Raw genomic sequence first — 14,848 nt, forward strand, 5'->3', positions numbered from 1 at the left:
GGGCACCTCCGCGTCCAGCAGGCGTGCCGCGTGCCGGCCCAACTGGGCCACCAGACCCGCCGGGAGCCAGGGGTCGGTGGTCTCCGAACCGGACGTGCCGGGGCCGGGTTCCCCCTCGGGGTCCGCCGTCCGGTCCAGGATCTCCGGCAGCCCGGGCCGCTGCGCGGCGGACTTGGCCAGGCAGTCGGCGACCAGGTCCCGCAGTTCTCCGGGAACGCCCGCCAGGTCGGGCTCCTCCTGGGTGATCCGGTACAACTGCACGTGCGCGGCCGCTCCGTCGCCCCCGAAGGGGGTGCGTCCCGTCGCGGCGAAGGCGAGCACCGAGCCGAGCGAGAAGATGTCGCTGCTCCCGGTCACCCGGTCGCCGCGCACCTGCTCGGGCGACATGAACCCGGGCGAGCCGACGACGGCGCCCGTCCGCGTCAGATGCGCGTCCGCCACGGTCTCCAGGGCCCGTGCGATACCGAAGTCGATGACGCGCGGACCGTCGATGGTGACCAGGATGTTCGACGGTTTCACGTCCCGGTGGACCAGCCCGGCCTCGTGGACGGCGCCGAGCGCGCGGGCGAGCCGGTTGGCCAGGATGCGGAGGGTGCGTGCGGGCAGCGGCGTCCCCCGGTCGGCGACGGCCTCGTACAGCGTGATGCCCGGTATGTAGCCGGTGGCGACCCAGGGCGGATCGGCCTCGGTGTCCGCGTCCAGCACCGGCGCCGTCCACTCGCCGCCCACCCGGCGTGCGGCACCGACCTCCTGCTCGAAGCGGTGCCGGAACTCGGCGTGTCCGGCCAGCTCCGGCCGGACCAGCTTGACGGCGACGGTACGGCCGCGCGGGGACTGGGCGAGATAGACGCTGCCCATTCCCCCTTCGCCGAGCCGCCCCAGCAGCCGGTACTGGCCGATGCGTTCAGGATCGTCCGCACGCAGGGACCTCATGCCCTCTCCCCCGGTCCGTTCGGCCGCGACGGGCCGTCACACAGCTTTGCAGAGCGATCGTACGGCCTGTGATCAGGCGGCAACCACGCACCGTGCAGGGCGGTCGGCCCCGGTTCGGCGCTTCCGGTCCGCCGGGCCTCACGGACCCGCGGGCGCGCCGGACGGGCTGGTACGGACGACGCAGGGGGATACGGGGCACCGGGCGGACGCGAACCGGGCGGCAGCGGCGGACCGGTGCGGAACGGGCCGCCGGACGCGCGGCGTTCGGCCGCCGACCGGGCGGGACGGTGGCACGCGGCCGGGCGGCCGGCGCCCGGCGGATGCGGCGGGCGGGGCGGCATCGCGGCCCGCCCGCCGCCGGGTCCGTGCCGGTCCGTCAGCGCCGTGCGGGGTGTACGACCATCGCCGAACCGCCGCCGCGGCGCTCGGGCTCGGCCGCCGCGCGCCAGTGGCCCGACCCGGGCAGTCGCCGCACCCCGGTGACGGCGCCGATCTCCGCCGTCTCCTCGAACGAGTGCCCGAGCGCGGCCAGTCGGCGGCGTACCGGGCTGTCCAGCAGCGCGGGCTCGGCGACGGTCTTCGCCGTGTTCCGCTGGCTGGCGCGCGGCGCGGCGATGGCGTCGACGAGCGGCATCCCGCGGTCGAGGTGGTTGGTGAGGGTCTGCAGCACCGTCGTGATGATCGTCGATCCGCCCGGCGAGCCCAGCGCCAGCACCGGCTTGCCGTGCCGCAGGACGACGGTCGGCGACATCGAGGAGCGCGGACGCTTCCCCGGCCCGGGCAGGTTCGGATCGTGCACCCCGGGGGCGCTGGGCACGAAGGAGAAGTCGGTCAGCTCGTTGTTGAGCAGGAACCCCCGGCCCGGCACGGTGATGCCGCTGCCGCCGGTCTGCTCGATGGTGAGGGTGTAGGCGACGACGTTGCCCCACTTGTCGGCCACGGTCAGATGAGTGGTGTTCTCGCCCTCGTAGGCGGTGGGCGCGGTCTGGTCGGCGTCCCCGCGCTCACAGGACTCCGGCCGCCGCGGGTCGCCCGGCGCCACCGGACTCCGGAGGGCCGCGGCGTCGTCGATCAGGCACTCCCGGGCGTCCGCGAACCGCTGCGAGGTCAGTCCCCTGGTCGGCACGTCCTCCTGGGCCGGGTCGCCCACCCAGCGGCCCCGGTCGGCGAAGGCGATCCGGCCGGCCTCCAGATAGCGGTGCAGATAAGCCTTCCGGCTCAGGGAGCCCAGGTCGCTGCGTTCGAGGATGTTGAGCGCCTCGGCGACGGTGGTGCCGCCGGACGAGGAGGGCGCCATGCCGTACACGTCCAGACCGCGGTAGTCGGTCCGGGTGGGGCGCTGGGCGAGCACCCGGTAGGTGCGCAGGTCCGCTGCCGTCAGATCGCCGGGCCGCACGGTGCGGTCCGTGCCCTCGGCCACCGGCGGCTTGCGCACGGCCTGTACGAGGTCGCGGCCGATTCCGCCGCGGTAGAGCGCGTCGGTGCCCTCGCGGGCGAGTTCCCGGTAGGTGCGGGCGAGGTCGGGGTTCCGCAGCCGCGAGCCGACCTCGGGCAGTTCACCGCCGGGCAGGAACAGCTTCGCCGTCGCCGGGAAGTCGCGGAAGCGGTCCTCGTTCTGCGCGGTCTGGTCGCGGAAGGTCCGGTCGACCGTGAAGCCCCGCCGGGCCAGTTCGGTGGCCGGGCGCAGCGCCTGGGCGAGCGACTTGGTGCCGTAGGCGCGCAACGCCTTTTCCCAGGTGGCGGCGGTGCCCGGGGTGCCGACGCCGAGGCCGCTGGTGACGGCCTGGTCGAACGGGAGGGCTTCGCCGTCCTCGGTGAACAGGTTCCGGTCCGCGCTGCGGGGCGCCGTCTCGCGGCCGTCGAGGGTGTGCACCCGGCGGGTGGCCGCGTCGTAGTACACGAAGTACCCGCCGCCGCCGATGCCCGCCGAGTACGGCTCGGTCACGCCGAGCGCCGCGGCGGTGGCCACCGCCGCGTCCGCCGCGTTGCCGCCGTTCCTGAGCACCCTGATGCCCGCCGCCGAGGCATCGGCGTCCACGCTGGAGACGGCGCCCCCGTAGCCGGTCGCCACTGGGGACTTGCCGTGCGGGTGGCCGGGTCCGGCCGGGTGCCGGTCGGGCTGGGCCGGCGCCGCGCCCAGCAGGCCCGCCACCACGGCCCCGGTGCCGAGCACCGCGGCGAGACGGCGCGCGGTACGGGCGGGGCCGGGTGCGGTGCGCCCGCCCGCGCGGGCGGGCGGGCCGTCGTCGGGGCGCGGCGGGTGGCCGGCGGGAGAGGGCGTCATGCGGGCCTCCTTGGGGCGTGCTCCGGGGAACGCGCGTGATCCGCGCAGCGTAGTGCGGTTGACGCGGATGCGTCAGCACCCCGCGGCGAGCCGCCGGACGGCCACCCGGCCGGACTCCGCCGTTCCGAGGGCCTACGCTGCGCCCCCATGGACGAGAACCTGAGAGAGATCGCACTCGGACTGATCGCCGCCGCCCTCACGGCAGCCGCGGGCTGGCTGGCCCGCAGCTCCCTGTGGCGCCGCAGGCTCCACCGCAAGCAGCGCTTCTTCGGCATGCCGGAGAACTCCTCCTGCCTGCTCGTGGTCAACCGGGACCCGGCTGTCGAGGAGTGGAAGGTGGCGCCCGACGACGTGTTCGCGCTGCTGGAACTGTCCGGCATCATCAAGGACTGCGGCGCCAGGGCGGACATCGTCGGGCACGACACGACCCGCCAGGGGTTCGGCGAACGCACCGAGTTCTGCCTGGGCGGCCCGGCCTCCAACCGGCGGACCGCCGCGCATCTGCAGTCGCTGCTGCCGGGGGTCTCGGTGGTCATGGACGGCGAGGCTCCGGGCGTCTTCGCCATCGGCAGCGACCGCTACCGGGCGGAGAAGGGGACGGTCGAGCACGTGCTGCTGGCCAGGCTGACCGGGAACCAGGACGGGCCCGGGACGCGGCCGGTCTTCCTGATATGCGGGCAGCGGCCCGTCGACAACCAGGCCGCCGCCCGGTACCTGGTGCGCCACCATGCCAGGCTCGCCCGCAAGCACGGCCGCAACGGCACCTTCTGCCTGCTGCTGAAGGTCGTCAACTCGCAGGCCTACGGGCCGGATGTGGTCGAACTGGTCGCGGACGTGACCCGCGCGGCGACGACCGCGGCGGAGTGAGGCCGCACGTGCTCACGGCTCGGCGCCGGGCATGGTGGGGGCGGCTTCGGCGGGAGCCACCGGGACGGCCTCGTTCTTGACGTTGCCGCGCTCGCGCCGTGCGACCCAGTTGGCGAACCAGGACAGCAGCATGCACAGCCCGATGTAGACCGTCGAGATCACGATCACGACGGGGATGAACGGCATGGTGTAGTCCATGTTGATGGCGATCAGCCGCCCGGCGTGCAGGAACTCCTCGTAGGTGATCAGGTATCCGAGCGAGGTGTCCTTGAGCGCGACGACGAGCTGGCTGATGATCGCCGGCAGCATGGCGCGCACCGCCTGCGGCACCAGGACGTACACCATGACCTGGGTCTTGCGCATCCCGAGGGCGTAGGCGGCTTCCCGCTGGCCGCGGTCGACGGAGAGCACACCGGAACGGAAGACCTCCGCGAGCACGGAGCCGTTGTAGAGGGTCAGCCCGGTCACCAGGGCCGGCAGCGGCTGGACCTCCAGGGCGACGAAGACGAAGAAGATCATGACCAGTACCGGCATCGCGCGGAAGAACTCCACCAGCAGGGTGCCGGCCCACCGCACCGGCCGGTGCTCGGAGAGCCGCCCGGCGGCCAGCAGACCGCCCAGGGCCAGCGACAGGACGGCCGCCAGCGCGAAGGCCTTCAGGGTGTTGCCGAGACCGCGCAGCAGCAGTTCCTGGATCCCCGCGTAGCCGAAGGGCCGCCACTTGACGAAGGCGAACTGCCCGGTCACGACGAGCAGCTGGACCACCCAGGCCACCAGCGCCGCGAGGGCGAGAGTCGTCAGGACCCCGTAGAGCAGGTGCCGGGTCCGTGCCCTGGGGCCGGGGATGTCGTAGAGCGCGGAGGGCCGCGGCGGCGCGTGCCGCCGGGAGCGGAAGCGCGGGCTCACCGGGCCACCCCCCAGCGCCGCTCCATGGCGTGGAAGAGCGCGCTGATCGACAGGGTCAGGATCAGATAGCCGACCGCGATCCACGCGAAGCTCCAGATCACGCTGTATCCGTTCTCGCTGAGCGTCTTGTAGGTGCTCAGCAGTTCCACGACGCTGAAGGAGCCCGCGATCGCGGAGTTCTTGGCGAGCGCGATCAGGGTGGAGCCGATCGGCGCGATGACGGTGCGGAACGCCTGCGGCAGCACGACGGCGCCCAGTGTCTGCCCGAAGGTCATCCCCAGACTGCGGGCCGCCTCGCCCTGCCCCACCGGCACCGTGTTGATGCCCGAGCGCACCGCCTCGCAGATGAACGCGGAGGTGTAGCAGCCCAGTGCCAGCACCGCGAACAGCTCGAACGGCAGCGCCACACCGAAGCGGGGCAGGCCCAGCAGCAGGCCGAAGAACAGCAGCGTCAGGGGGGTGTTGCGCAGCACCGTCACCCAGGTGGTGCCGACGGCGCGCAGCGCGCGCACCGGCGCCACCCGGAACCCGGCCGTCAGCACACCGACGGCCAGCGCCAGCAGCGAGGAATAGAGGGTCAGCCGCACCGTCCCCCAGAAACCCTCGCCGTAGAGGGAGAAGTTCTCCGTCAGTACGTCCATGGGCCGTTCGCACTCCTCTCAGCGCGTGAGCGCGGGGTCGACACGGGGCGGCCGCGGTGCGGGGCGGCCGGAGAGCCCGAGCGTGACGTCATAGGCCCGCTTCCAGTCGCCGTTCCGCTCCCGTGCCACGAGGGCCCGATCCAGCGCACGGGCCAGCGCACGGTCCCGGCGGGGCACGCCGATGCCGTACGGCTCCTCGGAGAACGCCCTGCCGACGACCTTCAGATGCGCCGGGTCCTTGGCCGCGTAGCCCAGCAGGATGGTGTCGTCCGTGGTGACCGCGTCGACCTGGTGGTTGAGGAGGTTGTCCACGCAGATGGCATAGCTGTCGTAGGCGACCGCGTCGGCACCGGGGTAGTCGGACTGGACGCGCTGCAGCGGGGTGGAGCCGACCGCCGAGCAGATCTTCCGGCCGGCCATCCCCTCGGGGCCGGTGAGCTGCTTCTCGTCCCGGCGCACCAGCAGCCGCTGCCCGGCGATGTAGTAGGGCCCGGCGAAGCCGACGAGCTTCTTGCGGCCCTCGTTGATGGTGTAGGTGCCGACGTAGTAGTCGATCTGGCCGTTCTGCAGGGCGGTTTCGCGGTTCGCGGAGGCGATGGCCTTGTAGCTGATCTGCCGGTCCGGGTCGAACCCGAGCGAGGCCGCCGTCATCTCGGCGATCTCGATGTCGAAGCCGCTGTACACGCCGGTGGCCGGGTTCTTCTCCCCCATGCCCGGCTGGTCCTCCTTGACGCCGATCGTCAGCTTCCCGCTGCGGTGCGCGCTGCGCCAGGTGGGCGAGGCGGGCAGCGCGAAGCCCCGGTCGACGGCGTAGTGCGGGAGCCTGCCCGGTTGCGGGCCGCGGGCGGGAGGGCTGCCGGGGGCTCCGCATCCGGCGACGGCGAGCAGCAGCCCGGCGGCCAGGCAGCGGGCGAGGCGGTGCACGGCACCCCGGCTCGTACGGGTGCGGCTGGACGGAGCAGGCGTAGGCACGTCCGGGCCCCTCAGTGCTCGAGGATCTTGGCGAGGAAGTCCTTGGCGCGCTCGCTGCGCGGCGCGGTGAAGAACTCGCCCGGGGCGCGGTCCTCGACGATCCGGCCGTCGGCCATGAACACCACACGGTGGGCCGCGGAGCGCGCGAAGCCCATCTCGTGGGTGACCACGACCATGGTCATGCCGTCCCGGGCGAGCTGCCGCATGACCTCCAGGACCTCGCTGATCATCTCCGGGTCGAGCGCGGAGGTGGGTTCGTCGAAGAGCAGCGCCCGCGGATCCATGGCCAGGGCGCGCGCGATGGCCACCCGCTGCTGCTGGCCGCCGGAGAGCTGCGCCGGGTACTTATCCGCGTGCTCGGCCAGGCCGACCCTGCGCAGCAGTTCCCGGGCCTGCGTGTGTGCCGCGTCCTTCTTCCTGCCGCGCACCTTCAGCGGCGCGAGCGCCACGTTGTCCAGCACGGTCCGGTGCGCGAAGAGGTTGAACGACTGGAAGACCATGCCGACTTCGCTGCGCAGCCGGGCCAGTTCCCGGCCCTCCTCCGGGAGGGGGCGGCCGGCCAGGGTGATGGTGCCGGACCCGATGGTCTCCAGCCGGTTGATGGTGCGGCACAGCGTCGACTTGCCGGAGCCCGACGGGCCGATGACGACGACGACCTCGCCGCGGCCGACGGTGAGGTCGATGTCCCGGAGCACGTGCTGCGTGCCGTAGTGCTTGTTGACTCCGCGCAGCTCGATCAGCGGTTCCATAGGGAACGGAAACTATCGGGCCGAATGGGTCATCACCGGGATGACACGCAGCAAGGCGATATACCGGTCGGCGTCGGTCAGTCCTCGCTGACCTCGGCGTACGCCTGGGACAGCTCCGGCGAGCCCGTCTCGGCCCAGTTGGTGCCCTCCTCCAGCACGTCCGCCTCCCGTCCGGAGGGCAGCCGCACCACCGGCTGCCCGTTGGGCCACCGCACCCAGCGCGCTCCCGGCACCGACCGCACCATCACGGTCCCCAGGTAGAGCCCGGCGTCGGTACCGAGCCACGGGGTGACCTCGGGGTCCTCGCGCCAGTGCGGCAGCAGTTGGTCCAGCGCGGCCAGGGACTCCACCGAGTCGTCGAGTTCGACACCCGCCCCGCGAGCCTGCTCGCGCAGGAGTTCGCATTCGGAGAGGAGCTGCGCCGCGTCCTCCGGATCGTCCGACAGCCGGCGGCTCGATGCGACCGCCCCCTCGGCATCCGGGTGGGGCTTGCGCCAGTTGTCCAGAAAGGGGAAGTGCATGCGCATCAGCGTGGCATCCTCGCGCCCGTGGGCACTATAGGCGCGCTGGGTGCGAAGCCCGGCCGGTTTGGGCCGCCGGACACCTTGACGCCGCGTCAGAGCCTCTCTAACTTCACCTCGCCTCGGTGGAATCCGGGGTGCACGCACCGCAGCAGGAGTCCCACGAGAGGGCATCACGTGCGCAGACGTACCTGGACCCGGTCCCTCACCGTCCTGGTGGCCGCCGTGGCCGCGACGGCACCGACCCTGGTGGCGACGGCCACCGCGCAGCAGAGCACCCGGCAGACGGCGCCCGCCGGCCCCGGCGCCGAGCGGCCGCTCCCCCTGGAACGCCTCTACGACAACCGTGCGGTCAGCGACGACACCGCACCGGACGCCGCCGACTTCGACGGCGCCGGACGCTCCCTCTCCGCGCAGGACCTCAAGGCCGCGGGCTGGGCACCCGGCACCCGGCTGAACCTGGACGCGGCCGGACTCCGCTGGCCGGACCGGGCCCCCGGTCGCCCCGACAACGTACGTGCGGACGGGCAGCGGGTGCGGGTCGGCGGCCGGGGCGACGCGCTCACGTTCCTGGTGGCCGCCACCTCGCCGCACGGCGCGGCGGACACCGCCGGCGGCGAGGGCACCGTCCGGTACCGGGACGGGTCCCGCAGCGGCTACACGCTCACCGCGGGCGACTGGCGCGGCGGCCCGCTGGCCACCAAGGCCGTCGCGCTGCCCCACCTCAACACCCGGCGGGACGGGCAGCTCGCGGAGAAGGCGCGGCTCTACGCGGTGACCGTGCCCCTGGAGCGCGGCCGCACGGTCGCTTCGGTCACCCTGCCCCGGGACCCGGGCGCCGACGCCGACCTGCACGTCTTCGACCTCGCCGTGCGGCCCGAGGCCACCGGGTGGACGGGGAGCTGGTCCGCCGGTACCGGCGGCTACACCGGCACCGGCGAGTGGCGGGACCGGACGCTGCGGCTGGTCGTGCACACCTCGGCGGGCGGCCCCCGGGCGCGGATCCGCCTGGAGAACACCTTCGCCGCGCAGCCGGTCCGGATCGGGCACGCCTCGATCGCCGTGCAGAAGAACGGCGCCGCCGCACACCGGCGCCCGACTCCGCTCACCTTCGACGGCGGCCGTCCCGGCACCCGGATCCCGGCCGGGGCCCGCGCCGTCAGCGACCCCGTGGGCTTCGACGTGCCCTCCGACACCAATCTGCTGGTGAGCATCCACCTGCCCGGCCCGGTGTCCGCGGCGCCGGTGCACAGCGAGGCGCAGCAGCGGTCGTATCTGAGCGAGGACGGCAGCGGCGACCGCACCGGCGAGACCGGCGGGTCGGCCTTCACCGGCTCGCTGTCCATGTGGCCGTTCCTGACCGGCGTCGACGTGCGGGGCGGCCCCGGCTCGGTGGTCACCCTCGGGGACTCCATCACGGACGGCGTCCGCTCCACGCGGGGAGCCAACCGGCGCTGGCCGGACGTGCTGGCCGGGCGGCTGCTGGCGCAGAGCAGGGTGCCGCGGCTCGGGGTGCTCAACGAGGGCATCTCCGCCAACCGCATCGTCACCGACCGCTATGCCGGCGACGGCGTCAGCAGCGACACGGCGGGGGTGAGCGCGCAGCACCGGCTGGAGCGCGACGTACTGGCCCAGACCAATGTGCGGACGGTGGTGCTCTTCGAAGGCATCAACGACGTGCGCTGGGGCGCCTCGGCGGAGCAGGTGATCGCCGGGATGAAGGCGATCGCCGCGCGGGCGGCCGAGCGCGGGACGCGGGTCGTGGTGGCGACGATCACGCCGTGCGAGGGATATCACGACTGCACGGCGGAGGTCGAGGCAAAGCGGGCGAAGGTCAACGCCTTCGTCCGGGACAACGGTGGCCGGTTCGACGCCGTCCTGGACTTCGACAAGGTGGTGCGGGACCCCTCCCACCCGGAGCGGATGGCGCCCAAATACGACTCGGGCGACCATCTGCACCCCGGTGACGCGGGACTGCGCGCTCTCGGCGAGTCGGTCGACCTGCGGCTGCTCACGGACTGAACCGCACCGCGGAGCACCCGGCCGGGGAGCGCGGGGGCGTCACACCTCCAGGTCGACCACCACCGGAGCGTGGTCGGAGGCGCCCTTGCCCTTCCTGGCCTCCCGGTCGACGTAGGCGTCCGAGACGGCGGTGGTGAACGCCTCGTTGCCGTAGACGAGGTCGATCCGCATGCCGCGGTTCTTCGGGAAGCAGAGCTGCCGGTAGTCCCAGTAGGTGAACGGCACGTCGTACTTCAGCGGACGCGGGTGGACGTCCGAGACGCCCGCCGCCTCCAGGGCGGCGAGCGCCTCCCGCTCCCGGGCGGTCACATGGGTGGCACCCTCGAACTCGGCGATGTCCCAGACGTCCTCGTCGGTCGGCGCGATGTTGAAGTCGCCCAGCACCGCGAACGGCGTCGCGGCCGAGGCGAACTTCTCCGCCGCGTCCCGCAGGGCCGCCAGCCACTCCAGCTTGTACTCGTAGTGCGGGTGCCCCACCTCGCGCCCGTTGGGTACGTACAGCGACCACACGCGCACCCCGCCGCAGGTGGCCGCGGCGGCGCGGGCCTCGACGGCGCCTTCCCAGGCGGGCGCGCCGGGCAGGCCCAGGGCCGGGTCCTCGATGCCCACACGGGAGAGGACGGCGACGCCGTTCCAGCGGCCCTGGGCGCTGACGACCGACTCGTAGCCGAGCGCGCGCAGCTCCTGCTGCGGGAAGGCGTCGTCGGACACCTTGAGCTCCTGCAGGCAGAGCACGTCGGGCTGGGCGGACTCCAGCCACTGCGTCAGGCGGGGCAGTCTGGCCGTTATCGAGTTGACGTTCCAGGTGGCAATTCGCATGCGGACTCCGTCGGGGTCACGGGGGTCGTCCCCCGGCAGAATGCAGGCTACCGCGCCAGTCGGACACTCTCGCCGGGCCGGAGCTGGTTGTGCGCCGCGCCACCCGTTCCGGGGCCGCCCTCGCCGAGCATCCGGCCGAAGAACGCCAGCCCGAGGTCGCCCAGCAGGCCGTCGTGGACGTCGTAGACCTGCGCGGGGCTGACGGTGCGCACGTAGTCCAGCACCTCGGCGTACTTGTTCCAGGGCGCGTACACCGGCAGCAGCAGCGTCTTGACGGGCCGCTCGGGGACGGTGAGCGCGTCGCCGGGGTGGAAGACCAGCCCGTCGACGACGAAGCCGATGTTGGTGATCCGCGGGATGTCGGGGTGGATGACGGCGTGCAGCTCCCCGTGCACCTCGACCTCGAATCCGGCCGCCTCGAACGTGTCACCGTGGCCCACGGTGTGGACGCGGCCCGGGAAGGCGCCGGAGAGCTGTTCGGCGACGCTGCGCAGCGTCCAGATCTGCGCCTCGGGGTTGGCCTCCATGGCGGCGCGCAGCCGCAGCTCGTCGAAGTGGTCGGGGTGCTCGTGCGTCACGAGCAGCGCGTCCGCGCCCAGCCCGGCCTCCTGCTCGCTGTAGCCGCCCGGGTCGATGACGAGGGTGCGGCCGTCCTTCTCCAGCCGGACGCTGGCGTGGCCCTGCTTGGTGAGCTTCAGCGCGGTGTCGTTGGCATCAGTTCCCATGGGGCTCATTCTCCTCCCGCGGCTGCCGGTGGTCCTCCGGGGTGGTCTCCTCCCGGATCACCCGCTGGGCGACGGTGAACGCCGAGTTGGCCGCGGGCACCCCGCAGTAGACGGCGGTCTGCAGCAGCACCTCCTTGATCTCGGCGGGGGTCAGCCCGTTGCGCAGCGCGGCCCGGACGTGGAAGGCCAGCTCCTCCAGATGGCCGCGGGCCACCAGCGCGGTCAGCGTGATGACCGAGCGGGTGCGCCGGTCGACACCGGTACGGGTCCACACCTCGCCCCAGGCGTACCGGGTGACGAAGTTCTGGAAGTCCTCGGTGAAGTCGTCGGCCTGCTCCAGGGAGCGGTCCACATGGGCGTCGCCGAGCACCTCGCGGCGCACCTTCATCCCCGTGTCGTAGGAGTCGGTGCGCAGCGCCGCCGCCGCACCGGACTCCAGCTCGGCGACCGCGGACGCCTGGGGCGGCACGGGGCTGATGACGGGCGCCGGCGCCGGCGGGCCGGCGGCCGAGTCCTGCCAGGTGGTGGTGAAGTGCCGGATGAGCAGGTCGGTGACGGCCCCGGGCTGCTCGACCGGCGTCAGATGCGAGGCGCCGGGCACGATCGCGAGCCGCGCGTCGGGGATGCCCGCGACCAGCGCCCGGGCCTCGGCCGGCGGGGTGACCTGGTCCTCGGCTCCGGCCATGACCAGCGTGCCCACCCCTATGCGGTCCAGCGAGTCCTTGACGTCGAAGGAGGCCAGCGCCTCGCAGGCGGCGATGTAACAGCCCGGGTCGGTGGTGCGGACCATCTGCACGGCCCACTCGACGATGGCGGGCTGCGCGGCGGCGAAGCCCGGGGTGAACCAGCGCTCGGGGGTGGTGCGGGCGATCGGGTCGAGCCCGTTGGTCCGGATGACGACCCCGCGCTGCCGCCAGCTGTCCGCGGTGGCGAACCGGGGCGAGGAGGAGATCAGCGCGAGCGAGGTGACGCGCTGCGGGGCCCGCAGCGCGAGCTGGACGCCGATCGCGCCGCCGAGGGAGCAGCCCGCGTAGCCGAAGCGCTCGATGCCCAGCTGGTCGAGGGTGGCCAGCAGCCGCTCGGCGTAGGCGTCGGCCGAGTCGGCGGAGTAGGCCGGGGAGCCGCCGTGTCCGGGCAGGTCGAATCTGAGCACCCGCCAGTTCCGGGTCAGCTCGGGGATCTGCCGGTCCCACATGTGCCAGGTGGTGCCGAGGGCGGGGCCGAGGACGAGTACGGGCGCGTTGTCGGGCCCGTCGGTCCGGTGCTGCAGCGTCTGGGCGGGGGTCACCGTGCTTCACCTCGAGCTGACGTGCGGGACGGGTTGGGGGAGGGACGGCCGTTGCTCACGCGTGCACGCTATCGAGCGGCGGGCGGTCCGCACTCCTCGGGGGCGCCCGCTCCAGGACGCAGGGCGCATCCGTGGCGGCAGCGTGCGCGGGGCGTGCGGAGCACGCACGGAGTCCGTGGAGGAACCGTGCGGACTCAGAACTCGGCGGTGGAGACGACGTAGACCCGGGGTCTGCTCCGGTAGGTCGTGTCCACCGTGATCACCAGGTCGGGCTCGCTCCCGGACTGGTCGAGGCGCAGGCTCCGGTAGTGGCTGCTGGGCTCGTCGAACCGCCAGCCGACCACTCTGGCCTTCCGCCCGCTGATGGCGACCTCGCCCTCGGTCAGCTCGGCGCGGCTGCTCCCGATGTCCTCCAGGAACTCGGTGAGCCGCTTGGGGCTGGTGCGGAACTGCACCCACATGGTGCTCTTCTGCCAGGCGTTCGCCTCGTAGAAGGCCACCCGGGTCGAGGAGACCGGTACCGGGACGCTGTAGATCCGCTGGCTGACCTTGGGGGGCCGCGCGTAGGTGAGGCTGGTCGCGGCGGCGGCGCGCTCCTTGTCCTTGCCGCTGGCGCGGCTCTTGAACGCCGACTGCACCAGGTAACCGGCCGGCAGCGCGATGAGCAGCACCACGATCACCAGTACGGCGAGGCGGTGGCGGGGCCGGTGCGGAGGGCGCTCGCGGGGTTCGGAGGGGCGGGGGCTGTCGTCGGTGTGCGGCATGGCGCTGGGCGTCTCGGAGAGTGTGGTGGATGTTCGGCGGGGCGGCGGTCCCGGCCCCGTCACTGACCGACGGCCCGGCGCAGGTTGTCCGCCGCCCGCTCGTAGCGCTCGTAGCGCTCCAGCCGGCGCCGGTTGGCACGCCGGAAGCGGCGGGCCACCAGCCGGGCCAGGTCCGCAGCACCGACCATACCCGCCTCGGGACCCAGCTGCGCCTTCACGATCCGGGCCTCCGGCCGGTATCCGCGGCCCGTGAGCTGCCGTCGGAACGCCTCCCTGGCGGGTTCGATCAGCAGTTCGTCGGCCGCGCTCACCCCGCCGCCGACCACGAAGCAGGACGGGTCCAGGGCGGCCGCCAGATTGGCCAGCCCCACCCCCAGCCAGGAGCCGACCTCGTGGAAGAGCTCCGTGCACATGGCGTCGCCGGAGCGGGCGAGCTCGGTGATCAGCGGTCCGGTGATGTCGCCGACCTGGCCGCCCACCCGGTCGATGATGCCGTAGGCGACCGGCGACTCGGCGGCGGCCAGCTCGCGGGCCTCCCGGACCAGCGCGTTCCCGGAGCTGTACTGCTCCCAGCACCCTCTGTTGCCGCACGGGCACCGGTGCCCGCCGGGCACCACCTGCATATGGCCGAACTCGCCGGCCACCCCGTACTTGCCGCGCTTGACCCGGCCGTCCTCCAGGATGGCGCCGCCGATCCCGGTGCCCAGGGTGATCATCACCAGGTGGTCCTCGCCGCGCCCGGCGCCGAACCGCCACTCGCCCCACGCCGCGGTGTTCGCGTCGTTATCCACCATCACCGGCACCGCCAGCCGCGCCGTCAGCGCGTCCTTGAGCGGCTCGTCGCGCCAGGCGAGGTGCGGCGCGAACAGCACCCGGGAGCGGTCCGCGTCGATCCACCCCGCCGCGCCGATGCCGACGGCGTGCACGTCGTGCCGGTCGGAGAGGTCGAGCACCAGCTCCGCGATGGTGTCCTCGACCACCTTCGGGCTCTTCGACTTCTCCGGTGTCTCGGCCCGCACCTTCTCCAGGATCACCCCGTCGGCGTCCACGACACCGGCCATGACCTTGGTGCCGCCGATGTCGATTCCGACGGTGGGAACGCGGGGCGCCGACAGATGGGAGCGGCGCTCTCGCGTGCTGACGGTCCTCAGCACGCTCGGGCTGGGGCCCGTCCGCCGTCGGTGGACCCGGTCTGCTCGCTGAAAGCTGTCCGCGTTCAAGAGGTGGTCGTCTCTCTGGGAGGGGTCTCACGGGTGCGCCCGCTGCTGCCAGGGGTCAACGGTACGTCGTCCGGCGCACGGGCGCTCGGAGTCCCGTGCACCGCCGGGCCCGCCCCGGCTGCGGCCGGCGGGCCCGG

14 protein-coding genes are annotated in these 14,848 nt (G+C 73.3%); 2 read left to right on the forward strand and 12 right to left on the reverse strand.

Going from position 1 to position 14,848, the window contains the following annotated elements; all coding sequences use genetic code 11:
• Positions 1-933, reverse strand: a 933-nt coding sequence (locus A949_RS0116550; RefSeq protein WP_019357132.1) for a serine/threonine-protein kinase, incomplete at its 3' end; no start/stop codon positions are given.
• 376 nt (positions 934-1,309) lie between these two features.
• Positions 1,310-3,217 carry a gamma-glutamyltransferase gene (gene ggt / locus A949_RS0116555; RefSeq protein WP_019357133.1) on the reverse strand — a complete coding sequence of 636 codons (1,908 nt, stop codon included), beginning with the start codon at positions 3,215-3,217 and terminating at the stop codon, positions 1,310-1,312.
• A gap of 147 nt (positions 3,218-3,364) precedes the next feature.
• On the opposite strand from ggt, the gene A949_RS0116560 reads away from it, so the two are divergent.
• Positions 3,365-4,084 (forward strand): hypothetical protein, encoded by a 720-nt coding sequence (locus A949_RS0116560; RefSeq protein WP_019357134.1) that lies wholly within the window; start codon positions 3,365-3,367, stop codon positions 4,082-4,084.
• Positions 4,085-4,096: 12 nt separating this feature from the next.
• Here the strand turns inward: A949_RS0116560 and A949_RS0116565 are convergent, their stop codons facing one another.
• The 5 genes from A949_RS0116565 to A949_RS0116585 all read right to left on the reverse strand — a co-directional run bounded on the left by A949_RS0116565 (position 4,097) and on the right by A949_RS0116585 (position 7,873).
• Positions 4,097-4,990 carry an amino acid ABC transporter permease gene (locus A949_RS0116565; RefSeq protein ID WP_019357135.1) on the reverse strand — a complete coding sequence of 298 codons (894 nt, stop codon included), beginning with the start codon at positions 4,988-4,990 and terminating at the stop codon, positions 4,097-4,099.
• Positions 4,987-5,631: an amino acid ABC transporter permease gene (locus A949_RS0116570; RefSeq protein WP_019357136.1), complete on the reverse strand. Its 645-nt coding sequence runs from the start codon at positions 5,629-5,631 to the stop codon at positions 4,987-4,989. The genes A949_RS0116565 and A949_RS0116570 overlap by 4 nt, the downstream gene beginning before the upstream one ends.
• Positions 5,632-5,649: 18 nt before the next feature.
• A complete protein-coding gene (locus A949_RS0116575) occupies positions 5,650-6,555 on the reverse strand; it encodes a glutamate ABC transporter substrate-binding protein (protein ID WP_019357137.1) in 906 nt (301 codons plus the stop codon).
• A gap of 59 nt (positions 6,556-6,614) precedes the next feature.
• Complete coding sequence (locus tag A949_RS0116580) at positions 6,615-7,352, reverse strand: amino acid ABC transporter ATP-binding protein (RefSeq protein ID WP_019357138.1); 738 nt, start codon at positions 7,350-7,352, stop codon at positions 6,615-6,617.
• A gap of 77 nt (positions 7,353-7,429) precedes the next feature.
• A complete protein-coding gene (locus A949_RS0116585) occupies positions 7,430-7,873 on the reverse strand; it encodes a DUF6278 family protein (protein WP_026004722.1) in 444 nt (147 codons plus the stop codon).
• Between the two features lie 177 nt (positions 7,874-8,050).
• On the opposite strand from A949_RS0116585, the gene A949_RS0116590 reads away from it, so the two are divergent.
• Complete coding sequence (locus A949_RS0116590) at positions 8,051-9,895, forward strand: SGNH/GDSL hydrolase family protein (RefSeq protein ID WP_019357140.1); 1,845 nt, start codon at positions 8,051-8,053, stop codon at positions 9,893-9,895.
• A gap of 39 nt (positions 9,896-9,934) precedes the next feature.
• Here A949_RS0116590 and A949_RS0116595 read toward each other — a convergent pair whose 3' ends face one another.
• The 5 genes from A949_RS0116595 to A949_RS0116615 form a co-directional block, all read right to left on the reverse strand.
• Positions 9,935-10,714: an exodeoxyribonuclease III gene (locus A949_RS0116595; RefSeq protein ID WP_019357141.1), complete on the reverse strand. Its 780-nt coding sequence runs from the start codon at positions 10,712-10,714 to the stop codon at positions 9,935-9,937.
• A gap of 47 nt (positions 10,715-10,761) precedes the next feature.
• On the reverse strand, positions 10,762-11,439 hold the full coding sequence (locus A949_RS0116600) for an MBL fold metallo-hydrolase (protein WP_019357142.1): 678 nt from the start codon (positions 11,437-11,439) through the stop codon (positions 10,762-10,764).
• Positions 11,429-12,727: a bifunctional 3-oxoadipate enol-lactonase/4-carboxymuconolactone decarboxylase PcaDC gene (gene pcaDC, locus A949_RS0116605; protein ID WP_019357143.1), complete on the reverse strand. Its 1,299-nt coding sequence runs from the start codon at positions 12,725-12,727 to the stop codon at positions 11,429-11,431. Before pcaDC ends, A949_RS0116600 begins: the two co-directional genes overlap by 11 nt.
• A 194-nt stretch (positions 12,728-12,921) precedes the next feature.
• Positions 12,922-13,491, reverse strand: coding sequence for a hypothetical protein (locus tag A949_RS0116610; protein WP_019357144.1), 570 nt, complete (start codon positions 13,489-13,491; stop codon positions 12,922-12,924).
• Between the two features lie 59 nt (positions 13,492-13,550).
• Positions 13,551-14,645 (reverse strand): ROK family glucokinase, encoded by a 1,095-nt coding sequence (locus A949_RS0116615; RefSeq protein WP_019357145.1) that lies wholly within the window; start codon positions 14,643-14,645, stop codon positions 13,551-13,553.
• Positions 14,646-14,848: the final 203 nt, after the last annotated feature.

Origin of the sequence: Streptomyces sp. AA1529, from assembly GCF_000280905.1 — a bacterium.
Lineage (GTDB): Bacteria > Actinomycetota > Actinomycetes > Streptomycetales > Streptomycetaceae > Streptomyces.